This is a genomic window from Photorhabdus kayaii, assembly GCF_025384895.1.
In the GTDB taxonomy this organism is placed as follows: Bacteria; Pseudomonadota; Gammaproteobacteria; order Enterobacterales; family Enterobacteriaceae; genus Photorhabdus; species Photorhabdus kayaii.
This window is the reverse complement of the sequence record NZ_JAJAFZ010000021.1, coordinates 43,232-67,299: the sequence shown is the minus strand read 5'-3', so window position 1 is coordinate 67,299 and position 24,068 is coordinate 43,232. Positions and strand designations below refer to the sequence as shown.

Here is a 24,068-nt window from a genome sequence, read left to right as displayed (position 1 = left end):
AGTCAGATTTGGGAGAGGGGGCATTACCGCCTCTTAAAATAGCAGATTGGTTAAGTGCTAGAGGAAAAGATCCCGTTACTCTTAATAAATTAAAGAAATTATTAAGTCATGAATTTAATCTATTATCTGCAAATGAACAACAGGAACTTATTGCCGAAATTTTTGATATACATAAAGAGATATCTAATGTTGGATTAGATAAAATTAAGAAAGATAAACGGATTGATATCTATTTAACAGAGTATAATATTAATGACTTTTATGAAAACATTGAAAAGTTAAAATCTAAATTTGATGATTTATAATATCGCATTTGGTAAGCCAGAATGAGATCTATTATTTTAATAATTGTAATAAAATTGTTTTAATAATCATTTATAAGGTGATAATATGAGACGTGAATATAGTGAAAAAGAAAAGAAAAAAACTTCAATACCGTTGGGGAATTCTATTGATCAGAATGAAATAGATAATAATCCGTTAGGATCAGGATTGGATCTAAATCAGATGATGAATAATACTCCTAGGGTAGCGAAAGATAATTACAGTGAAGAAAATGGCGATCTGTTTTATGGCCTTGCCGCTAAAAGGGGAAAGTATATAAGAGATGTTAATCCTAATTTTGATTCAAATAATCCTGATAGTACGCCAATGATTATAGATTTTTATAATAACGAAGTATCTAGAGTTATTTTTAAAGACACTAAGATATTACCTAAAAAATCAGAAGATTTGGTGAAAAATCCTAAAAAATATGCAAGAAATATTAAGGTTAAAGACAGCTTACAGAAAAATATTATTAAAGAGCAAAAAGGGAGATATCCTTTATGGAATGATTATTTTAAAATAGGAGGTGAAAATAAGAAATTTAACATGTATAAAATATTTAAAGAAATAACTAGCAAGTATAATTCTGACTATTATCATGTTTGTTATAACAAAACATGGCTTACCTTTGAACCTAGATTACTTTGGAAAAGAGGAAGCAAGCTTGGTATAGAAATGGCAGCCCGTAATGGGAGAACAAAAATACACTTTGTTCTTGATGGCCTGAATATCGAACAGGTTGTTAATAAAACAAAAGGTTCTACTCCTCTGGAGGCAGGGCCAGGCGAGTCAGTTACCGCGTCTGAATTGCGTTATGCTTATCGCAATAGAGAGAGATTGGCGGGAAGAATTCATTTTTATCGGGATGGTAAGGAAGTTATTGCGCCGTGGGACGAAAATCCAACGTTATGGCAGAATTATATTCCTCAGGGTAGTAATCGAAATATAGCTACTCAGAGAAATGGAGGAGCAATGTCTAGATTAATAGCATTACCGAGACGAATGTTTTCACCAGTTATTAAGCGTATTTTTTAGTTGAATCCTGATAATTTAAATACCCAGTTGTCATAATGATAATTTCAGGTATCCAATTTCAATTATTATAGAGAGTTTAAAAATGTTCAAAAATGATATACGTGAAAAAACAGTTAAACTTGGCAAAGGTAAAACTGCGGATGAAAGGTTATTGGATGCATTACATTTGGAACTTCCTGATGAAAAAGCAGTTATGTCGGCTTATCAAAAACAGATTCCTGAATTTGATGGTTTTAGTAAAAAAACGCAATTAATCCTTAGCTCTTCAAGTGAATTTGGAAAATTGAAACCAGCGAAGCAGCGTAATTTCTCAAAACCGGGTTTAAAATCGAATGGTGTTTCTGATGGAAAATTTCTTTATGCAAAGAAATCCTTGGAGAATTTCGCTGCTCATGCTGGATACGAGTATAATGGTCATTATGACGATGAATTTGTCAACTTTAAGGATAATAATAGAAATTTAGCCGATGGAAAGTTATTCCCGGGTATTAACCTGATTAAACGTCCAAAATTATCGATAGTGAAAGGTAAAGGAGAATGGGAAATACAACAAAGTGATGAGGCCGAAGCTTATAAGATTATTGACATTGAATCCTTTATTTCAGGGATAAGAGATATGTATGGTAGGGTAAATACACCTTTGCATCCAGTAATAGAATCTTTGATCAGAAATCATATTATCAACAACGACCGTATATTACCGACGATGGCGGGTATTGCTGGTTTGCATGCAGAGGTACAGGCACTGAATAATTTATTGATTTCAGAAGATAAAAAGGCAGGGAAAGCTATTGGAAGTCGGAAAATAAGCGAATATATACGGGATATGCTGAAATCATCTATTTTCACTCAGCGATTAACAACTAAACAAGCTGGAGATAATTTTGCTGCTTGCCATAATTGTTCGGGGATATTGTCATCACCCGTCAATGTCGTTACTGGTAAGGTAACAAGTGCGGGAAGTGATTTTTCATCAACATTATCTCGATATAAAACACCGCAAGAATCTCCAATATAAAATATACCCGTTATCTTTCAAGTTGTCTCTTTGTTGGCTGCACTCACTCACCCCGGTCACATAGTTATCTATGCTCCCGGGGATTCGCTCCCATTTATAAAGAGGCTAAATGATAGTTTTGCTAATGATTTGGTATTTATAACACCAGATCCAAGATGATGACACCACACAAGCCAATCGCCCATGCAATAGTGGTTGGTATTGACCAAACGATCATCTGTTGTTTGGCATCTTTAATTCCCATCATGCGGTTAACGACCCAGAATAGGCTGTCATTAAAATAACCGAAGAATAACGAACCCATCGTTGCTGCTTGTGCGGCAACCAACATGTTGATCCCCGGAATTTGACTAATAATTGGTGCAGAAATAGAAGCAGCAGTGATCATTGCCACCGTGCCGGAACCTTGAATTAAGCGAACCAGTGTTGCGATGATAAATGGAATCAGCACCGGTGTTAGTGGTAGATTGGCTATATATTGCGCCAGAATGGTGCCGGTACCACTTTCACGCAATACCGCGCCTAACGCACCGCCTGCTCCTGTCACTAATAAAATAATACCGGCAGCCTGTAAACCTTCTTCCAGACGGTCAATGACTTCATGTTTATTGGCTTTTGGCATCAAGGTATAAACCGCCAATAATACACTAATGGCTAAGGCAATAATGGGTGCGCCAAGGAAATCGAATGTCTGAAAGTAGAAGTTGTTTTCTTGTCCAGTAAAAGTTTCAGTGTTTAATAACAGGCCATTAATGGCTTTAATGAAGATCAAAACAATAGGGATAATAATCGGCAACAGGGAAAGAAATAGGCTCGGTAGTGGTTTGTTCGCCTTCTCTTCCATGTAGCGTTGGTGGATTGCTTGTAGATCTTGAGCTTCTTCGGCTTCATCAATGGGTTGAAATTCAGGATATTTTACTGCTAACCATTTGGCATAAAATACAATGCCAATAACGCAAGGCACCGCCAGAACCATACCGGTTAACATCATGGCGCCGACATCTACACCGAAAATACCAGCAACTCCCAGTGGCCCCGGTGTTGGCGGAACAGTGTGGTGGGTAACAACCAATCCGCCGGCCAGTGCCACGCCAAGCGTTAGCAGATGACGTTTTCCCTTTTTTGCGAGAGCCTTTGCCAGTGGATAGAGGATAACGAAAGCAGAATCGACAAAAATCGGAATGCTGACGATATAACCGGTAATCGCTAATGCCCACTCTTCGCGTTTTTTACCTAACCATTTGATAAAACTGTAGGCTATCTGTTCCGCGGCACCGGAAACTTCTAGCACCCGTCCCATCATGACCCCTAGACCGATAACAATCCCAATACTGCCCAGTGTGGAGCCAAAACCTTTAGTCATAACATCAATGGTATTTGCTGCGGTTAAGCCGCCAGTAATCCCGGCAATCGCTGCGGCAATTAGCATTGCTAATAAAGCATGAACACGGGTACGTAGTACCAGAAAGATCAACGTAAATACGGCAACACCCAGACCAATGACCGGAATGTAGTGTTCCATAATTAGCCTCCAGCTTGGGATAGGTTATTGGAGATAAAAGCACGGATTGCATCACTGAAAGTATTATCAACATGAAAACCCAGTGATAAGCCACGGTTGATATCGAAGTGACCCGGCCAACTGGCAACAATACGGTTAATGTTTTCGTCTGGTTCAAAGCGGATGAGATCCACCGCTTTCTGCCCGGCAATCTCGGCCAGTGCGTCAATCATGTCCTGAACTGTGACGCTAATACCCGGTAAATTAACTGTGCGGGAAAGACCAAATTTTTCCGCCGGAATTTGAGCTGCATGTATAAAGTTGCGGATCACGGTTTCAGGGCTGGAAAGCCATAAAGTAAGATCGCGGGAAACTGGACAGATACTGCTTTCTCCGTGCAGAGGCTCACGGATAATGCCACTGGCAAAAGAGGATGCTGCTTTGTTTGGTTTACCTGGGCGGATACTGATTGTCGGTAGACGAAGTACTCGGCCATCAACATATCCTTTGCGGGAATAGTCGTTAATTATCAATTCACACATGGCTTTCTGTGCGCCATAGGATGATTGAGGATTAACCGCACACTGATCCGTAATGGTTGATGGTAATTCTCCGCCAAATACGGCCAGGGAACTGGTGAAAATAAATTTCAATTTTGGATTTTTAGCCCGTGCAACGTTTAATAAGTTGCGAGTAACATCAAAGTTAACTTGCAAACCGAGATCAAAATCGCTTTCAGCGTGACTACTGACAATGGCGGCGAGATGGAATAATACCGCACTGTTTTCATCGATCAGCTTTTCCGCGGCTTCTGATTGAGTTAAATCCAGTGCTAGACACTGAACGCGGGGATCATTAACGGGTGAAACAGGACATTGAATATCGGTCAATATGAGTTGGTCGAAATTTAATGTTTGATTGTTGTTTAGTAAAGCGCTGGCTAGTTGCTGACCCAGAAAACCTGCTCCACCAGTGATTATCATTTTCATTGCGACTCTCCTTGTTTAATAGCGTTGGGCTATTTACTTATAGGTTATAGGGTATATACCCGTTATCTTTCAAGTTGCCTCTTTGTTGGCTGCACTCGTTCACCCCGGTCACATAGTTACCTATGCTCCCGGGGATTCACTCCCTTGCCGTCGCGATGCATCTTGAAATCCATAGGGTATAGTAGGGTTCTTACCCTTGTACGCTGACGATATGTAATATCAGATTGTGTTCTCGTAATTGTTGCTGCACTTTCGGCGGAAGCTGGCTGTCACAGACAATATCATCCAAACTCGAAAGCGGGCAGACCCGAAACATGCCGTATTTGCCATATTTACTGCTATCAGACACCAACACACGGCGGCGGGCGATTTCCAATACTGCCTGTTTGACTAACACTTTTTCTTCATGTGGCGTGGAGACACCATGCTCTAGATCCCATGAACTGGTGCTAATAAAGGCAATATCCACATTCAGATTGCGAAGCAGCATGGCGGCGATAGGGCCAACACAGGAATAATTTCTTTTATCTACCAGCCCCCCGGTATGGAACAGATTTAATTGGGGTTTGTTCATCAGATATTGGGTAATGGAAAAATCGTTCGTGATGATAGTGAGGTTAAAACGCTCAGCCAGGACTCTGGCAATTTCAAACGTGGTAGTGCCAGCATCAAGATAGACCACTTGTCCATCTTCAACCATAGATACTGCATATTGACCAATTTCCCGCTTATGACGATGATGAAGCCGGGCTTTTTCATTCCAAGGCAATTCCTGACGTAAAACATCACTAAGTTGCACACCACCACTGACACTAACGACTTTTCCTTCCTCCTCCAGAGTGCGGATATCCCGCCGTACTGTCATATGCGAGACGTTCATCAGTTTAACCAGTGTACTGATAGAAATTGTCCGATATTCATGTACATAGCGATAAATAAAGTCTCTACGCTCTGATGGAAGCATATCTTCTCCTGATTATTTCTGTGCTTTGGTCAACCAATCCAAACCATCTTCGGTGTAACCAGCGGGGTGATATTCACAGCCCAACCACCCTTGATAGCCCATTTCATCCAGTTTGTTAAATAGCCACGGATAGTTCACTTCGCCGCTATCGGGTTCATGGCGTTCGGGCACGGAGGCAATCTGGATGTGACTGAATTTTCCCCATAGACGTTCAATGGTGCGTAGCAAATCCCCTTCCATGATCTGGCAGTGATAAAGATCCAATTGGATAAGAACATTTTGACGATCAATTTTTTTGAGTAATGTTTCAGCCTGATGCTGAGTTGTCAGAAAGTAACCCGGCATATCACGAGTATTAATCGGCTCAATTAATACGTTGATGTTATGTTCTGCCATGACATCAGCGGCATATCGAATGTTTTTGATATAACACTCACGTTGTTGTTCTGGTGTGAATTGTTCATGCAATTTCCCGGCCATAGCATGAACTTGCTTGCAATTCAGAGCCAGTGCATATTTCAGAGCTATTTGTGTACCTTCAACAAATTCTTTTTCACGGCCAGGTATAGAGGCTATTCCTCTTTCTCCCGCCGCCCAGTTTCCGGCGGGCATGTTGAATAGAGCTTGTGTTAATTGATGCTGTTTTAATAGGGCAGCAAGCTCTTCCGCTGCGACTTCATAAGGAAACAGATATTCAACGCCTTTAAATCCAGCTTTGGCTGCACGGGCAAACCGTTCTGTGAAAGGTACCTCATTGAACATCATGCTCAAGTTTGCCGCGAATTTAGCCATGACGAATTCCTTGTTTGTTCACTCAGTTTTTGGGTAACGAGTTGCAAGTTCTTGCACTTGCTCTTTATTTAATGTCGTAAAGCCGTGTGGCAATAAGGTTAAATAGAGCCGTGCGGTATCTTCCAATTCCTCTGCGTTGAAAAAAGCTTGCCGTAAAGTTTTGCCGCCGACAACAGGTCCGTGGTTTGAGAGAAGAATTGCGTTGTGTTTTGCGGCCAGCTTCGCAATTTCTTCACCGATTCTTTCATCTCCTGGTGGCAGATATTTGACCAGAGGCAGTTTTCCGACCCGCATTACATAGTAGGGCGTAATGGGGGGTAGACAGTTACTTTTGTCCAGATTGGGTAGGCAGGAAAGGGCAGTTAACCAAGGGGAATGTAGATGGACCACCGCATGGCATTCGGGACGGTTGCGGTACATTGCCAAATGCATGGAAACTTCTTTTGTGGGTTTGTCACCGGATAGCCAATTACCTTCTGCATCTAGTTTACTCAGGCGATTAGCTTGCAAGTCACCAAAACTGGAGTTGGTCGGTGTGATGATAATCGTGCCATCTTCCAGTTTGGCGCTGATGTTACCTGCACCGCCACTGCTATAACCCCGGTAGAACATTGAACGAGCCCATTCGACTAACTCTAACCTTAGTGCTTGTTCACTCATGAAACATCTCCTGTACATGCAGGAAGAAATCGATGTTGCCGAAGTTACCTGATTTCAATGCCAGCCAATAATTGTGTTGTCGATCGTGTACCCAAGGTACGCCGGGAGCAATGGGTGCGCCGATACTGAATTGTTGGATGTCCAGACTTTGTACTATCTTACCGGCAGTCTCGCCGCCTGCGACAATAAAGGTATTGAATCCTAGCTGACACAGGCTTTTTACAACGCTGGCGAAGGTGTTTTCTATTGCTTCACTGGCAGTAGTTGCACCATATTGTTGCTGGATTTTCTGTAATGTTTCTGGCGGGTGAGTCGCGTATAGCATCGGTGCCAGATAGTTTTCGGATTGCTGAATAACCCACGCAACCAGCTTTTCGGCATATTGTGGATCATTGATGCATGAATCAATATTCAGGGATTTAGTTGGGGCCAATTTCTGATATAGAGCAACTTGTTTGTTGGTCATGACGGAACAACTGCCAGAAAGGACCACGGTGCGTCTATTCTCGGCGGGTGGGGTTGCCCCTTCTTGTTGGTATGGCATCAATGGCTTACCGGTGTCTGTGCTGGCAAGGGCAGCGCCAAGACCAGAACCACCAGTGATTAATTTCAGCTCTGATGCCGCTTTGGCAATAGGCAGTAGGTCATTCATGGTGAGGGTATCTGTTATTGCGTAGCGTATGTTTTGTTGTTGTAAATGATTTAGCCTCACGCGGATTGCCTGCTCGCCTTGGTGTACACATGCCAGATCCACCAGATCTGCTTTCCCTTGAGCTTGTTGTTCTATTAGGCGCAGTAGATTGGCATCTGTCATTGGTGTCACCGGATGGTGCTGCATACCACTTTCATTAAGTAGTTGACCGTTGACAAATAGATGCCCATGTACAACTGTTCGCCCGTTAACGGGAAGGGCAGGGGAGATTAGCGTGATGTCTGTTTGTAGTTCATCCATCAGGGCATCAGTGACCGGCCCGATATTGCCTTTGCTGGTAGAATCAAAAGTTGAGCAGTATTTGAAGAATATTTGTTGACAACCTGTTTTCTGACGTAACCAGCGGCAGGATTTCACCGCGTTATTCACGGCTTCGTCTATCGGGCAGGAACGGCTTTTCAGGCTGATAACGATAGCATCAATATCCGGTGGAATAGAGGTATTTTCATCAGGTGTATCTAATAGCTGGACAACTCGCCAACCACTTTGTGCCATAAAACCGGCGATATCGGTTGCGCCGGTAAAGTCATCAGCGATAACGCCCAATTTAATGGTCATTATTTTTTCTCCGGCAAAGTGATACCTTTAAATGTTTTGATAACCGCGCTGTCATCCCATTGGCCGAAACCTTCATTACTGGCAGCGAGGAACATTTGATGTGCAGTGGCTGATAATGGTAATGGGAATTTCAGATCCTTACCTGTTTCTAAGACTAATCCCAGATCTTTGACAAAAATGTCTACGGAGGATTTGGCAGTGTAATCCCCAGCCAGAATATGGGGAACGCGGTTTTCAAACATCCAAGAGTTACCCGCCGCATGGGTTACAATGTCGTACATCAGTTCCAAGGAAATGCCGGCTTTGGCCGCCAATGCCATACTTTCAGCTGCGGCAGCAATATGTATACCGGCAAGTAATTGATGGATTGTTTTGACGGTAGAGCCTTGACCAATTTCATTTCCAACATAGTAGAGACGTTCGGTGGTGGCAGCAAATACGGGTTTTAGTTGTTCAAATAATGCGAGTTCACCGGAAGCCATAACGGTGAGTTGGCCTTGTTCAGCTTTTAGTGCGCCACCTGAAATAGGTGCGTCCAGCATGTTTAGATTGTATTGGCTAAGACGATGGGCAAAATTTTTAGCCTGTTCTGCGGCAACGGTACTGTGAAGCACAATGATCGTACCGGCTCTTAACTGGTTGACTAACGGTGTTTCGCCTTCAAACAGTATGCTTTCTATTTGAGCACCATTGACGACAACAAGTAAGATAGCATCCAGCTCTGATGCCCAATTTGCGGCGTTGTTTGTCGCCACTTTAGCGCCTGCTTGTAGTAGTTGGTCACAGGCTTTTTGGTTTAAATCAAATCCATATATGGAAATACCCGCGCGTATTAACGCGCGGGCAATTCCCATACCCATAGCCCCCAATCCTATAATTCCTATTTTTTGTGTTGATTGGTTCATGATGGTTCCCTGGTGTTGTTGTTATAATTTGTTATTCTTTTATAATTATTTCACACATCATTTCACAAATATACGATGGTTATCACATTCGAAAGCTCGCTGCTTGAAGGTGGTTTTTGTTTTAATTATTTGATTTATATGGTTTATTGTTGATTTTTGCAAAATGTTAAGCTTCACATAAAGATGTGATAAGAAATATGATCGTGGGTACATTAAGGTTGGGGGAGCGCATGTTTCGTTGAGTACTTTTAAGGGTGCTAATAGCCAATTCAGAAATGTGCAGACTCAGATTAGGTTTAGGGGATGGAGAGTATAAGAAATCAATCCGGTTGCCACTTCTAAGAGAAAATTTATCGGATTGAGAATTTGAGGTCTTGCTTTAATGTCTGGAGGCTTGAAGAATATTTATGGTGGTGGGGGAAGGATTCGAACCTTCGAAGTCTGTGACGGCAGATTTACAGTCTGCTCCCTTTGGCCGCTCGGGAACCCCACCAGATTTTGAAATGTATCACTGTTGATTACAGCGGGCGGAATCATATCAAATGAGCCGCCGCTGTAAAGCATATATTTAAAAATAAGTTACCGTATGCTGTTTTTTTATCCTTATTGATCCCGTTGTGAGCAAATGAGCGGCCTGTTTGTTGGTTGCCCCAACTAATTCAGCTTTAAAGAATTACAGTACGGTTGCCGTAAACAAAAACCCGCTGAGCAAGAACCCAATATAAAGCATGGCTCAGAACATTTTTTTCAACATCCCGGCCCGCTCTCATCATATCTTCAGCCGTGTATGTGTGGTCTATGTTAATGACATTCTGAGTAATAATTGGACCTTCATCCAGATTATCATTCACATAATGCGCTGTTGCTCCGATGATTTTTACCCCTCTTTCATAAGCTTGATGATAAGGACGTGCCCCGATAAATGCCGGTAAAAAGGAGTGGTGGATGTTAATAATCTGATTTGGATAATGCTGGACAAATTCTGGTGTCAGTACTCGCATGTATTTAGCTAATACCACGTAGTCAGGTTTGTATTGGTTAATTTGTGCAATCAGTTTTTCATCGTGTTGTTCACGAGTTAAACCCTCGTGACTGATTAAATGGAAAGGAATGCCAAATTGTTCAACCAACGATTGTAATATTGCATGGTTGCCGATAACCGCCGCAATTTCAACATCAAGCCCGTCATAAGCGCTTTTCATGAGCAAATCCCCAAGACAATGCGCTTCTTTTGTCACCATAATGACAATACGCCGACGCCCCGCGCTATTTAATTCCCGTTGAGAACCCACCGGCAGTGCATCATCTAAATCAGCAAGAAATGTCTCATCATTGAAAATGCCTTCAAGCTCTGTACGCATAAAAAAACGGCCAGTACGATGATCGACGAATTCATTATTCTGAACTATATTCAGTTGGTGTTTGTAGCAAATATTAGTAATTTTGGCGATCAGTCCTTTGGCATCAGGGCAAATAGTGCGTAGAATTTTCTTTTGTATATGTTGGTGCGGCATGAATGGGATTATCCTTAAATATTTTGCGTTTTCTGTTTATGGGTCTTAACCACAACATTTTTTGTATTTTTTACCCGAACCACATGGGCAGGGGCTATTACGGCCAATTTGAGGCTTTACACCATCAATAGGTTTTACTCCATCAATATAGTACCAACGCTGGTCTATACGAAGAAAACGTGAACGCTCATGAATAAGTTGCTTATCTTGGGATTTCTGATCAAGAAAGCAAGCTGAAAATTCAACATAGGCTTCGTTATCATTTTTGCCTTTTTCAGTGGTAATGACATGTAGTCCGAGCCACTGGGTAACAATAAAACTCTGCTCTATGTCTAAACGCCACTTTTCAGCCTGGCAGTTAGGATGCCAACTGGTAATTAGATAATCGGCGTTGTGCTTTACATAGGCACTGTATCGGGAACGCATCAGTGATTCAGCGGTTGGGGCAAATTTTATGTTTTGGAGATAAGGGGAACAGCAATCCGCAAAATCTATTCCACTACCACAAGGACATAGCTCTGTCAAAATAACTCCAATTGTAAAGGGTGAAATACCATTTTTATGGGTTTTCTATTGCAAAGAAACGTAAGAGAACAAATGATAGTCACTTAATTGAACTAATATGAGTGATAGTACCTAAGAAAAGGTGAAGGTCGCAATATTAAGGTAAGGGAGCGTATTTATGGAAAAGGCATTGGCAGGCAAAAAAATTCTGATTGTGGAGGATGAACCTGTTTTTTGTTCTTTGCTGGCAGGGTATTTGCGAACGTTGGGCGCTAAGGTATTAGTCGCATCTAATGGCGCTGTCGCACTACAGGTGCTAGGACGCGAAGCTCATGTTGAACTTATTTTATGTGATTTAGATATGCCGGTCATGAATGGCATTGAATTTATTGCGAAATTGACGAATGAGGGTATTAGCATTCCAGTTATTATTATTTCAGCAACTAACAAGATGGCCGAAATTGATGAAGTGCTTCGTTTGGGTGCAAAAGATGTTTTATTAAAACCAGTGTCAGATCTTAATGAGATAAAAAAATCGGTGTTGGCCTATTTACATCCTACGGTCTTTATGTCTGGTGCGATTGAACAGAATAACTTGAATAAAGATTGGTTAACCCTAAAGCATAATTCAGATGAAGCATTAAATATGCTTAAGCAGTTGCAACCCCCAGTTTCTCAAGTGATTGCCCACTGTAAAGTCAATTACCGAAAATTAAATATGATTGATAATCCAGGATTAATTCTCGATATGGCGGCGTTATCTGACAATGAATTAGCTTTTTATTGTCTAGATATTAGCCGTTCAAAAGAGTATGGCGTGATTTCAGCATTATTACTTAGAGTCATATTTAATAGTTTGTTACAAGAGCATATCATCCACCATTCCCGACGTTTACCCAATATGGCAGGTATTCTAAATAGAATTAATAAGTTACTGGAAGGTGCAGGGTTACAAGGGCAATTTCCATTGCTGCTTGGGTATTATCATACAATCAATAAAACGGTTCTGCTCACTTCTGCGGGGTTACATGCCAGTATTAAGTCGGGTAATCGCCAAATCCAATTAGACAGTGGTGTTCCTCTTGGGACATTGAGAACGATTTGTTCGAACCAAGTTTGTTCTCATAGCGCTGAATGGCAATGTCGGATTTGGAATACAAATAGTCAAATAAATCTGATGCTTTCTTCAATGTATTCTGAGTGAATATTACCAAGGTGGAATGTTGTTTAAAATGGATTTTAAACATCAAGTCACGGTAATGTAATTAAGCAGAATGGTGATGTTTATCGAAGAGAATTAGCTGGTATACTCCGCCTATTATGCTTGGAAGTCTATCTAATCAGGCTATTTTATTTGCCGCTCTTTAGTACAAAGAGCGGATTTAGTACTGCTCAGATAAAAGTGATAACTTTTTGAGTGGTCAGAAGGGTGAACTGAACGAAGCAGTGAACTTTTGTATGCCTTGGTTCCTGTGTGCTGTTCGTGTGCGCGGTTTATTGACACAAAATAATCAGTAATAGTGATGCCTTATTAAAGAATTGGCACTGATTTTGAGTTGAAGACAGATTTGTTTTAGCCAAAAAACATCGGGAGAAAGGTTAATGCCATCAGTAGAAAAACGATCAGTAGACAAACTATCAGTAGGAAAAATAGTAAAGAAAGCTGTTATTCCAGTCGCGGGCTTGGGAACGAGGATGTTACCTGCTACGAAAGCAATTCCTAAAGAGATGTTACCTTTAGTAGATAAACCTCTTATTCAGTATGTTGTTAATGAATGTATTGCCGCTGGCATTAATGAAATTATCTTGGTAACTCATTCATCAAAAAATTCAATTGAAAACCATTTTGATACCAGTTTTGAGTTAGAAGCTATCCTTGAGAAAAGGGTGAAGCGTCAGTTATTGGACGAAGTTCAATCTATTTGTCCAAGTCATGTCACTATTATGCAAACTCGTCAGGGAATTGCTAAAGGATTAGGACATGCGGTGTTATGTGCCAAGCCTTTAATCGGTGAGGAACCTTTTGCTGTGATACTGCCTGATGTGATTCTTGATGAATACAGTACAGATCTGACTAGATATAATCTGAGCGAAATGTTGGTTCGGTATAATGAAACGGGTGCTAGTCAAATATTAGTAGAACCTGTACCTCATGAAGAAGTTTCTAGTTATGGTATTGTCGATTGTCAGGGAGAAAATCTTCAACCCGGTGACAGCAAACTCATTAAGCGCGTAGTTGAAAAACCTCAACCTAAAGAAGCACCATCAAATCTTTCCATTGTTGGCCGTTATGTGTTGTCCGAGAAAATTTGGTCATTATTAGCAAAAACAGCGCCAGGTGCCGGTGATGAAATTCAACTCACTGATGCAATCGCTATGTTAATAGAAAGGGAGCCTGTGGAAGCCTATCATTTGCAGGGTGTAAGCCATGATTGCGGTAATAAGCTTGGTTATATGCAGGCATTTGTCCGGTATGGTATGAAACATCATACTTTAGGCAAAGAGTTTACTGATTGGTTAGTGGCTTTGCAGGATCAAGCTAAAGAATAATCTTGTGGAAATTTTTAGGTATCATATGAAAGTTACAGTATTTGGTATTGGCTATGTTGGCCTGGTTCAGGCTACGGTTTTAGCTGAAGTAGGGCATGATGTCCTTTGCATTGATGTAGATGAAAATAAAGTTGAGAACCTGAAAAATGGTCAAGTCCCCATTTTTGAGCCTGGTTTAGCGCCACTGGTTAAGAAGAATTATGAAGAAGGCCGTCTGAATTTTAGTACGGATGCAAAGGCCGGTGTTGCACACGGTAAATTGCAATTTATTGCTGTCGGTACTCCTCCTGATGAAGATGGTTCAGCGGATTTGAAGTATGTGACAGCGGTTGCTCGTACTATTGCGGAACATATGGATAGCTATAAAGTTATTATTGATAAATCTACGGTTCCTGTTGGTACCGCAGATAAAGTTAATGCGGTTGTCAATGAGACTCTGCGTAAACGCAATATTGATATCCCATTTGATGTGGTTTCTAACCCGGAGTTTCTCAAAGAAGGGGCCGCTGTTGCAGATTGTATGCGCCCTGAGCGGATTATTATTGGGTGTGACAACGACAGAGTCGTTGACCTGATACGTGAGTTGTATGAGCCATTTAACCGTAATCATGATCGTATGATTGTGATGGATATCCGCAGTGCAGAACTGACTAAATATGCCGCGAACTGTATGTTGGCAACGAAAATCAGTTTTATGAATGAGATATCTAATTTAGCTGAGATGCTTGGCGCTGATATTGAGCATGTTCGTCAAGGAATTGGTTCTGATTCCCGTATTGGCTATCATTTTATCTATCCGGGCTGTGGTTATGGTGGCTCATGTTTCCCGAAAGATGTGCAGGCGTTAATTCGTACCGCAGAGCAAATTGGTTATCAGCCTAAAATTCTTCGTGCTGTGGAGCAAGTGAATGAACTGCAAAAGCATAAATTACCTTCTTTTGTAACGCGCCATTTCGGTGAAGATTTATCCGGTAAGACATTTTCTGTCTGGGGATTATCGTTCAAACCGAATACCGATGATATGCGTGAAGCATCAAGCCGTGTTTTGATGGAAGCATTATGGCAGGCCGGAGCCAAAATACAGGCTTATGATCCTGAGGCGATGCAGGAAGCTCAGCGTATTTATGGTCAGCGTGATGATTTATTATTGATGGGAACTAAAGAAGCAGCGCTTAAGGGAGCCGATGCCTTGATCATTTGTACTGAATGGCAAAGTTTTCGTGCGCCAGATTTTGATGTAATCAAAGAGTCTCTCAAAACGCCGGTTATCTTTGATGGCCGGAATCTCTATGATCCTGAACGCCTGCAATCCCGAGGTTTTACTTATTATGGGATTGGTCGTGGTGCATCCATTAATCCGGTTATCTGAGTAATACAATGAAATTCTTAGTCACAGGTGCTGCTGGTTTTATTGGCTTTCATGTGAGCCAGAGATTATTGCAAATGGGGCATGAGGTTGTGGGTATCGACAACCTTAATGACTATTATGATGTGAGTCTCAAACAAGCACGGTTAGATCTATTATTTGATAAGTCAGGTTTTAAATTTAAAAAGCTAGATTTAGCTGACAGAATAGCCATTCCCGATCTTTTTTCGCGACACCAATTTCAGCGGGTTATCCATCTGGGGGCTCAGGCGGGTGTTCGCTATTCGTTGCAAAACCCAATGGCTTACATTGATTCGAATATAATAGGGCATATCAATATCCTGGAAGGTTGCCGTCACAATAATGTTGAGCATTTATTATATTCTTCTTCTAGTTCTGTTTATGGATTAAATAGAAAGCAACCGTTTTCTACAAATGATTCAGTTGATCATCCAGTTTCACTATATGCGGCAACGAAAAAATCAGATGAATTAATGTCTCACAGTTACTCTCATCTTTATCAGTTGCCAACGACAGGCTTGCGCTTCTTTACAGTATATGGCCCGTGGGGACGTCCTGATATGGCTTTATTTAAGTTCACCAAGGCCATGTTATCAGGGCAGCCTATTGATGTTTATAACCACGGTAATATGGTTAGAGATTTTACGTATATAGATGATATCGTTGAATCAATAATCAGATTGCAAGACATCATTCCCACACCAAATGAGAGCTGGGTGGTTGAAGATGGGCAAATATCTGCCAGCTCTGCCCCTTACTGTATTTATAATATTGGTAATGGTCAACCAACTAGACTAGGTGATTTTATTGAAGCAATAGAAGAATCATTAGGCATTCTGGCTAAGAAAAATTTTATGCCCATGCAAGATGGTGATGTTCTGTCGACCTGTGCTGATTCAAGTGACATTTTTCAAAAAATAGGGTTTGCCCCAAATACATCTGTGAAGCAGGGTGTGAAGCAGTTTGTAGAGTGGTATTTGAGTTTCTATCATAAGTCTAAATAAGATAAGGAGCCGTTGGCTCCTTATCTATTGAATCAACGACAGTGACCAGAGAGAAGTAAATAGTTGTGTCTGTTTGATTATTAATTTATCTATGCATTGGCTAAGTGAGTAACTGGCCTTGCTTTACCATAAAGAAATGATACAAAAAACGGGCAACTCGACTAAATTCTTCTCAAGGATACTTATCTCGCTTATACGATAGACGTTAATTCTTTTGTCAGCTAAGTTGTTTTATAATAAAAACACCCTTCTATTTTAAAAGGGTGTTTTTAATTAAATTAACTTGAAAAACAATGACTTAGAGTAAGAAGCTTTCCAGCGTTCTTCCTTCTTCTTCAATTGCTTTTTTGATAACAGCAGGTGTACGTCCTTGGCCAGTCCAAGTTTTAGTTTCACCGTTTGTATCAACATATTGGTATTTAGCTGGACGTGCAGGACGTTTTGCTTTACCAGCAGATTTGCCGGCGCTCATTGTCTGAAGCAATTCGCTTGGATCAATTCCTTGGTCAAGAATCATTTTACGAACTTCTTCCAATTTACGTGTACGTTCCTCTAATTCAGCTTGTACCTGACTTTCTTCTTCACGACGTTCTTCAACAACGACGGTCAGTTTTTCAAGTATTTCATCTAAGAACTCAAGTGGGCATTCTCTTGCTTGGGCTCGTAAAGTACGGATGTTATTTAGGGTTTTTAAATCGCTCATTGTCCTGGTCTCAAATTATTAATGATGATTGCGGATGTGGATATAATAATAGAATGCTATTTTATTTTCTGCAATAGTCAATTTCTCATATTCCGATAAAATAGCTCTTTTTTTTAAACGTAATTTCTTTACAAAAGTTATATAGTGCTTTTTATACAGCTATTTTGATTGTCATTCCCCAATAACATGTTCAGGGTACCTTTAACAAAGAGGAGACATGATAATCTCTCTAATTTATAAACCAGGTATATACTAAATCGGTAAGTAATTTTAACTGTTTCTTATCATACCTGATAAACCAGGATAATACTAAGTTAAAAAAAACTTATGACTAATCCATGAGTTATCGCTGATTTACTGTTACCGTTTTCTGGAAGTAAATCACGCACATTATTAATTTGCATACGATATGCAACAAATCAGACTAGCTTTCATTTTTTAATTTAAACATGAACATTTGTCATTCAAATGCGCTTTATTACTCGGCTGGTGTGATGGTGGTCATGAATCATTAAGACATCACTAAGCTAAATATTTCGGTATATCAACCAGTGTAGCTTACTGAGATGGATAATCACAACTCAAGTTTATGGTAAACTCATCTGACTATTATGGCCTTATAAATTTTGTTAAGGGGCAGGGTTGATGGCTCAACTTTATTTTTATTACTCCGCAATGAATGCTGGAAAATCGACATCCTTGTTGCAATCCTCTTATAACTATAATGAAAGAGGGATGAAAACGCTGGTTTTTACCGCGGAAATTGACACCCGGTTTGAAAATGGAAAAGTCAATTCTCGGATTGGATTATCTTCTGATGCACTTCTATTTAGTCAACAGACAGATATTGGTGAGTTGATCAGAAATGAAAATAAGCAGGCAAAAGTGCATTGTGTGCTTATTGATGAGTGCCATTTTCTCACGAAAGCACAGATTGAACAGATATGTAAGGTGACCGACTACGATGATATTCCGGTTCTTTGTTATGGGCTGAGAACTGATTTCAGAGGCGAGCTTTTCAGTGGTAGCCAGTATCTTCTAGCGTGGGCTGATAAGTTAGTTGAATTAAAAACTATTTGCTATTGTGGACGCAAAGCGAACCGTGTATTACGTTTTGATAGCGAAGGCGCGGTCATTTATGATGGCGAACAAGTTGATATCGGTGGTAATGAAAAATATGTGTCTGTTTGCCGTAAGCACTATATGGATGCTATTAGTGAGGCGAGGAAAAACAGAAAAGACAGCGTGTAATGGATAGGCTTTCTGTGAAGCGGTCGGGTGCTCTGTTTGAGAGTTTGTATTAAGAATAGAGCAGCGGTAAGTTAAAGGGAGCTGATATCAGCTCCCTTAAGTGGTATTTAATCAGTTAATAAATTTGTTCTTATTGGCTTTTTTCTGTTGCAACGGTTTCTGTAAATTCTCGTCCATAGTATGAATCCAACAGCAATTGTTTCAGCTCAGAAATCAGCGGGTAGCGCGGATTAGCACCGGTACATTGGTCGTCGAAGGCATCTTCAGATAACTTATCAATTTTTGCCAAGAAGTCAGCTTCTTGAATGCCCGCTTCACGGATAGATGTCGGGATACCTAGCTCAGACTTGAGCTCTTTCAGCCAGGCTAACAGTTTTTCAATTTTTGTGACAGTATGGTCACCAGTAGCAGATAAACCGAGATGATCGGCAATTTCAGCGTAACGACGGCGGGCCTGTGGGCGATCATATTGACTGAATGCAGTCTGTTTGGTTGGGTTATCATTAGCGTTATAACGAATAACATTACAAATCAGCAATGCGTTAGCCAGGCCATGCGGGATATGGAACTCAGAACCCAGTTTATGCGCCATAGAGTGGCATACCCCCAAGAAGGCATTAGCAAATGCAATCCCTGCAATAGTTGCTGCATTATGAACCCGTTCACGGGCAACTGGGTTAGTGGCCCCTTCATGATAGCTGGTTGGGAGGAACTCTTTCAGTAGTTTTAGCGCTTGCAGTGCTTGTCCGTCAGAGTATTCGTTTGCTAAGACTGATACATAAGCTTCCAAAGCGTGAGTGATGGCATCTAATCCACCAAAAGCACAGAGTGATTTCGGCATATCCATGACTAGATTGGCATCAACGATAGCTATATTAGGCGTCAATTCATAATCAGCCAGTGGATATTTCTGACCGGTTGCATCATCAGTGACAACGGCAAATGGTGTCACTTCAGAACCGGTGCCGGAAGTTGTGGTAATGGCGACCATTTTCGCTTTAACCCCCATTTTGGGGAATCTATAGATGCGTTTACGGATATCCATAAACCGTAGAGCTAGCTCTTCGAAATGAGTTTCAGGGTGTTCATACATCACCCACATAATTTTGGCCGCATCCATTGGGGAGCCTCCCCCCAGGGCAATAATGATGTCCGGTTTGAATGAGTGCATTTGTTCCGCACCCTTACGAACAGTGCTCAGGGTAGGGTCTGCTTCAACTTCAAAGAAAACTTCTGTTTCTATCCCATGGGATTTCAGCACATCAGTGACTTGATCAGCATAACCATGATTAAATAAGAAACGGTCTGTTACGATAAAAGCGCGTTTTGCACCGTCGGTTGCAACTTCTTCTAATGCCACAGGCAGGGAGCCGCGACGGAAGTAAATTGATTTCGGAAGTTTATGCCACAGCATATTTTCTGCTCTTTTCGCCACGGTTTTGGTATTGATGAGATGTTTTGGCCCGACATTTTCAGAGATGGAATTCCCTCCCCAAGAGCCGCAACCTAGTGTCAGAGAGGGAGCAAGCTTGAAGTTGTAGAGATCACCGATACCGCCCTGAGAAGCAGGAGTATTCACGAGAATACGAGCTGTTTTCATTTTATCGCCGAAATACTTGATTCGTGCCGCCTGATTGTCCTGATCGGTATACAAGCAGGAAGTGTGACCAATTCCGCCCATTTCAACCAATCTTTCTGCCTTTTCTACGGCATCTTCAAAGCTATTGCCACGATACATAGCGAGAAGTGGAGACAATTTTTCGTGGGCAAAGGGTTCTGCTTCATCAATCAAACTCACTTCTCCAATCAAGATCTTGGTCCTTTCAGGAACATTAATGCCTGCCATTTCGGCAATTTTTGTTGCAGATTGACCAACAATTTCCGCATTTAGACTCCCGTTTTTCAGAATGATATCTTGAACAGCTTTCAGTTCCTTGCCTTGTAACAGATAACCGCCATGAGTAAAGAAACGTTTACGCATCTGATCATAAACGGCATCCACCACGATAACGGATTGTTCTGAAGCGCAAATGACGCCGTTGTCAAAGGTTTTAGACATCAGAATAGATGCGACAGCACGTTTAATATCAGCTGATTCATCAATGACAACCGGGGTGTTACCGGCACCGACGCCGATTGCGGGCTTACCAGAGCTGTACGCCGCTTTTACCATACCTGGGCCACCGGTCGCCAGGATTAGATTGATGTCTTGGTGGTGCATCAATGCATTGGAAAGTTCAACGGAGGGTTCATCAATCCAGCCAATAATATCTTTTGGCGCACCAGCGGCAACCGCAGCGGATAGAACCAATTCTGCTGCTTTGGTTGTTGCTTTTTTGGCGCGTGGGTGGGGTGAGAGAATAATACCGTTACGGGTTTTTAGGCTGATGAGGGCCTTAAAAATAGCGGTAGATGTTGGGTTGGTGGTTGGCACGATACCGCAGATTAAGCCAATAGGCTCGGCGATAGTGATGGTGCCGAATATTTTGTCCTCAGACAAAATGCCGCAGGTTTTATCATCTTTATAAGCGTTATAGATATACTCGGAAGCAAAGTGATTTTTGATTACTTTGTCTTCGACAATGCCCATACCGGATTCTGCTACGGCTAATTTTGCTAAAGGGATACGTGCATCTGCCGCTGCAAGGGCCGCTGCGCGGAAGATTTTGTCAACTTGCTCCTGAGAAAAGTTAGCAAATTCACGTTGTGCTTTTTTTACCCTGGCAACGAGTTCGTTCAGTTCAGTAACATGAGTTACAGTCATAAAGAAGTACTCCTGAAAATATTTAAAATCTTTTAATATCAATGAATAAGTATTTTTTAGACTATTTAACTTGGTGATTTTTTGGTAACTAAAGGTTACCATTTGGTATTAAATATATATTGATCTTAATCACATAAATCCCCAAGCTGATTCCTTTCAGCTTGGGTTAGCGATAGTTATTATTGATTGGGTTTAAATAACGTTAAGAAGTTGAATTTTTAATCTAATAAAAATATCGGGTTAACAACTTGTTATATAAGATATTTTAAATTAAAAAATACGTTGTGGTTGATGGAAAATAGAACTTCGCCAGTATAAGGTGAAGAGAAAATTAAGTTTTCTATGATTTTTGGGAGAGCAATCATGAGAATGTTTTTAACAACACAGCGTAACTCAATAGAGGTTCTTTGTGGGGGACTTACTGCTGGATCTGCCTGACTCGATACTGCGTATGTTTGGCATTTCCATTGACTCTTTTCGTACTGCCGGTAGGATTTTGGTTGTGACCATCGCGATGTCGATGATTAACGGTAAACTTGGAGAGGACAAACAGGCATTAACGTTATCACCCGAATTATGGGACTGCTATTGATGTCTTTGGGAATTGAACTGATTGTGACAGGGATCAGAGCGCTATTCCCAGGGTTGCTTTGATATGATTTACGATAAAAGGTGTTAGTTTTCATTCTAGTGAAATTACAAATTATAATATTCTTATCATTTTTATTATAAAGCCTATTTCATAGGCTTTTCTCCCTTCTTTTACCGGTACTTCCTGAATTTTATACAAATAACCCAATATTTTTCTAAATGATTCTTTCCTGTTAGTTCGATGTGTAACTGGTTGCTTCCACCACTGTTTTGTGATGAATGTAGGTTTTTAATTTGCATTGATTGCAATTTGTTAAAATTATGTTTATTTTCATCTTTGGTCTCGCTTTGTTTACTATTTTATTTAAGTTCTAAGTTAATAATGCTATATATATCAACTTGTTATAATGAACTTTGGGATGTTTTATCAATTAATGTAATAAGTCGTACTAAGTTGTTTGTAAGGATGATTTTTACAATATGAGAGCGATATTTTAACAATCGATATGATAAGTTGCCTTTAATATTTAATCCGTTACTTTGGGCTAAATAATGTGAAGATACCGGCCTTGATGGGATATGTGGAATGAACCGGTCCATCAAACTGGAGGTAAAAAATGAAGATTAAACAATTAAAATTACATAAGTTTATTTCCTGTATATTTTTATTATCAGCATTTCCTGTTACCGCCGTGTCTGCCGTTGAACTTCCAGATGGTGTGAAACTTGCGGATAAACAACAAATTATTATTAATAATGGCACCGAAGTTGCCTCGCTTGATCCACATAAAGTTGAAGGTGTACCAGAAAGCAATATTATTCTTAATCTCCTGGAAGGGTTAGTGAGGATGGGTTCTGAGGGAGAAGTTGTGCCAGGCGTTGCGACCCATTGGGAAAATCAGGATTACAAGGTATGGACTTTTTACCTGCGTGATAATGCTAAATGGAGTGATGGAACGCCCGTCACTGCCCACGATTTTGTCTATAGCTGGCAACGGTTAGCTGACCCAAAAGTGGGTTCACCTTATGCCAGCTATCTTCAATATGCTTACGTTGAAAATATTAGTGATGTTCTAAAGGGTAAAAAATCGCCTGATCAGTTGGGCGTAAAAGCGCTGGATGATCATCGTTTACAGGTGACTCTGACGCATCCTGTGCCTTATTTCGTCAGTATGCTCAGTCATACGGCAATGAAACCCGTCAAAAAGGATGTGGTCGAAAAGTTAGGTAATAAATGGACGCTACCAGAAAACTATGTGGGTAATGGGGCGTATCTGTTAAAAGAGTGGGTGGTCAATGAGCGGATAGTGATCGAACGCAACCCGCAATATTGGGATAATGCAAAAACAGTTATTGATCAAGCGACGCTTTTACCCCTTCAATCCGAAACCAGTGATATAAACCGCTATCGTAGCGGAGAGATAAATATTACCAACAGCGTCATTCCGCCGAATCTATATCAGAAAATGAAAAAAGATATCCCTGAACAGATTCGTGTCAGTCCTTATCTTTGTACGTTTTATTACGAAATTAACAATAAAAAACCGCCGTTTACGGATGTTAGAGTCCGCGAAGCCATCAAATTAAGTCTCGACCGGGATATTATCGCTGGAAAAATTATGGGTCAGGGGCAAATACCGGCTTATGGTTTCACGCCAACATTTATCGGTGGTGGCGATTTCGCTAAGCCAGAATGGGCTAATTGGACACAAGAGCAACGCAATAAACGCGCCAAAGAATTGTTAGCCCAAGCCGGTTTCAATCAGGCGAATCCATTGAAGTTCACATTGTTGTACAACACCTCTGAGCAAAATAAACAACAGGCTATTGCTGCCGCTTCCATGTGGAAAAAGAATCTGGGAGCGGATGTGATTTTGCAGAATCAGGAATGGAAAACTTCTCTTGAAAGCCGCCATCAAGGGAATTATGAGGTGACCAGAGCGACCTGGTGTGCTGATTACAATGAACCTACCGCATTTTTAAACATGTTGTTGTCAGACAGCAGCAATAACACGACTTTTTATCAGAATAAAAATTTTGATAGCTATCTGGAACAGGCATTAATCGCTAAGGATGCTATTGAGCGTAAGAAATTATACCAACAAGCCGAGTTTCAATTGGATAAAGACTCGGTGCTGATTCCCGTTTATTACCGGGTGAGTGTACGGCTTGTTAGCCCATCAGTGGGAGGGTTTTCAGGGAAAGACCCATTGGATTATATGGATATTAAGCGACTGTATATGATAAAAAATTAGACAGTAGCTTTATTCAAAAGAGTTACTAGACCCTGCAAACAAAATCGTTCCTTTTGTATGCAGGTGGTAATCCACCCTTTATTT

Annotated in this window: 20 protein-coding genes, 1 tRNA gene and 1 pseudogene; 10 read left to right on the top strand and 12 right to left on the bottom strand. The window is 40.9% G+C overall.

Going from position 1 to position 24,068, the window contains the following annotated elements; all coding sequences use genetic code 11:
- From LGZ98_RS10300 to LGZ98_RS10290, 3 genes are all read left to right on the top strand, one after another.
- Nucleotides 1–305, top strand: a 305-nt coding sequence (locus tag LGZ98_RS10300; RefSeq protein WP_262978053.1) for a cycle-inhibiting factor, incomplete at its 5' end; no start/stop codon positions are given.
- An 85-nt stretch (nt 306–390) separates the two neighbouring features.
- Entirely contained in the window at nt 391–1,362 is a 972-nt protein-coding gene (locus tag LGZ98_RS10295) for a hypothetical protein (protein ID WP_262978052.1), read from the top strand.
- 82 nt (nt 1,363–1,444) lie between these two features.
- A complete protein-coding gene (locus LGZ98_RS10290; protein ID WP_113041318.1) occupies nt 1,445–2,380 on the top strand; it encodes a YwqJ-related putative deaminase in 936 nt (311 codons plus the stop codon).
- 136 nt (nt 2,381–2,516) lie between these two features.
- Here LGZ98_RS10290 and LGZ98_RS10285 read toward each other — a convergent pair whose 3' ends face one another.
- The 10 genes from LGZ98_RS10285 to LGZ98_RS10240 all read right to left on the bottom strand — a co-directional run bounded on the left by LGZ98_RS10285 (nt 2,517) and on the right by LGZ98_RS10240 (nt 11,500).
- Nucleotides 2,517–3,902, bottom strand: coding sequence for a GntP family permease (locus LGZ98_RS10285; protein ID WP_113041319.1), 1,386 nt, complete (start codon nt 3,900–3,902; stop codon nt 2,517–2,519).
- 2 nt (nt 3,903–3,904) lie between these two features.
- Nucleotides 3,905–4,870 carry a D-erythronate dehydrogenase gene (gene denD / locus LGZ98_RS10280; RefSeq protein ID WP_113041320.1) on the bottom strand — a complete coding sequence of 322 codons (966 nt, stop codon included), beginning with the start codon at nt 4,868–4,870 and terminating at the stop codon, nt 3,905–3,907.
- A 190-nt stretch (nt 4,871–5,060) separates the two neighbouring features.
- Nucleotides 5,061–5,834, bottom strand: coding sequence for a DeoR/GlpR family DNA-binding transcription regulator (locus tag LGZ98_RS10275; RefSeq protein WP_113041321.1), 774 nt, complete (start codon nt 5,832–5,834; stop codon nt 5,061–5,063).
- Nucleotides 5,835–5,846: 12 nt separating this feature from the next.
- Complete coding sequence (otnI, locus tag LGZ98_RS10270) at nt 5,847–6,626, bottom strand: 2-oxo-tetronate isomerase (protein WP_113041322.1); 780 nt, start codon at nt 6,624–6,626, stop codon at nt 5,847–5,849.
- 18 nt (nt 6,627–6,644) lie between these two features.
- Nucleotides 6,645–7,286: a 3-oxo-tetronate 4-phosphate decarboxylase gene (gene otnC / locus LGZ98_RS10265; protein WP_113041323.1), complete on the bottom strand. Its 642-nt coding sequence runs from the start codon at nt 7,284–7,286 to the stop codon at nt 6,645–6,647.
- Complete coding sequence (gene otnK, locus LGZ98_RS10260; RefSeq protein ID WP_228902662.1) at nt 7,279–8,556, bottom strand: 3-oxo-tetronate kinase; 1,278 nt, start codon at nt 8,554–8,556, stop codon at nt 7,279–7,281. Before otnK ends, otnC begins: the two co-directional genes overlap by 8 nt.
- Nucleotides 8,556–9,461 carry an L-threonate dehydrogenase gene (gene ltnD / locus LGZ98_RS10255; protein WP_113041325.1) on the bottom strand — a complete coding sequence of 302 codons (906 nt, stop codon included), beginning with the start codon at nt 9,459–9,461 and terminating at the stop codon, nt 8,556–8,558. The genes otnK and ltnD overlap by 1 nt, the downstream gene beginning before the upstream one ends.
- A gap of 408 nt (nt 9,462–9,869) precedes the next feature.
- A tRNA-Tyr gene (locus LGZ98_RS10250) sits at nt 9,870–9,954 on the bottom strand.
- Between the two features lie 172 nt (nt 9,955–10,126).
- Complete coding sequence (purU, locus tag LGZ98_RS10245; protein WP_113041326.1) at nt 10,127–10,975, bottom strand: formyltetrahydrofolate deformylase; 849 nt, start codon at nt 10,973–10,975, stop codon at nt 10,127–10,129.
- 45 nt (nt 10,976–11,020) lie between these two features.
- A complete protein-coding gene (locus LGZ98_RS10240) occupies nt 11,021–11,500 on the bottom strand; it encodes a YchJ family protein (protein WP_262978051.1) in 480 nt (159 codons plus the stop codon).
- A gap of 157 nt (nt 11,501–11,657) precedes the next feature.
- Between LGZ98_RS10240 and rssB the strand changes: the two genes are divergently transcribed.
- From rssB to LGZ98_RS10220, 4 genes are all read left to right on the top strand, one after another.
- Complete coding sequence (gene rssB, locus LGZ98_RS10235; RefSeq protein ID WP_113041328.1) at nt 11,658–12,683, top strand: two-component system response regulator RssB; 1,026 nt, start codon at nt 11,658–11,660, stop codon at nt 12,681–12,683.
- 398 nt (nt 12,684–13,081) lie between these two features.
- On the top strand, nt 13,082–14,029 hold the full coding sequence (gene galU / locus LGZ98_RS10230; RefSeq protein ID WP_113041329.1) for a UTP--glucose-1-phosphate uridylyltransferase GalU: 948 nt from the start codon (nt 13,082–13,084) through the stop codon (nt 14,027–14,029).
- 25 nt (nt 14,030–14,054) lie between these two features.
- The gene (locus LGZ98_RS10225; RefSeq protein WP_113041330.1) at nt 14,055–15,398 is read left to right on the top strand and encodes a UDP-glucose dehydrogenase family protein; all 1,344 of its coding nucleotides are present in this window, start codon (nt 14,055–14,057) and stop codon (nt 15,396–15,398) included.
- 8 nt (nt 15,399–15,406) lie between these two features.
- A complete protein-coding gene (locus tag LGZ98_RS10220) occupies nt 15,407–16,420 on the top strand; it encodes an NAD-dependent epimerase (protein ID WP_262978050.1) in 1,014 nt (337 codons plus the stop codon).
- A 298-nt stretch (nt 16,421–16,718) separates the two neighbouring features.
- On the opposite strand, the gene hns is transcribed toward LGZ98_RS10220, so the two are convergent.
- Nucleotides 16,719–17,123 carry a histone-like nucleoid-structuring protein H-NS gene (gene hns / locus LGZ98_RS10215; protein ID WP_113041332.1) on the bottom strand — a complete coding sequence of 135 codons (405 nt, stop codon included), beginning with the start codon at nt 17,121–17,123 and terminating at the stop codon, nt 16,719–16,721.
- Between the two features lie 645 nt (nt 17,124–17,768).
- On the opposite strand from hns, the gene LGZ98_RS10210 reads away from it, so the two are divergent.
- Entirely contained in the window at nt 17,769–18,374 is a 606-nt protein-coding gene (locus LGZ98_RS10210) for a thymidine kinase (protein WP_113041333.1), read from the top strand.
- A gap of 130 nt (nt 18,375–18,504) precedes the next feature.
- Here the strand turns inward: LGZ98_RS10210 and adhE are convergent, their stop codons facing one another.
- Nucleotides 18,505–21,138: a bifunctional acetaldehyde-CoA/alcohol dehydrogenase gene (gene adhE / locus LGZ98_RS10205; protein ID WP_113041334.1), complete on the bottom strand. Its 2,634-nt coding sequence runs from the start codon at nt 21,136–21,138 to the stop codon at nt 18,505–18,507.
- 424 nt (nt 21,139–21,562) lie between these two features.
- On the opposite strand from adhE, the pseudogene LGZ98_RS10200 reads away from it, so the two are divergent.
- Nucleotides 21,563–21,792, top strand: a pseudogene (locus LGZ98_RS10200) (MarC family protein); the annotation flags it as partial.
- A gap of 554 nt (nt 21,793–22,346) precedes the next feature.
- Entirely contained in the window at nt 22,347–23,984 is a 1,638-nt protein-coding gene (locus LGZ98_RS10195) for an ABC transporter substrate-binding protein (RefSeq protein WP_113041335.1), read from the top strand.
- Nucleotides 23,985–24,068: the final 84 nt, after the last annotated feature.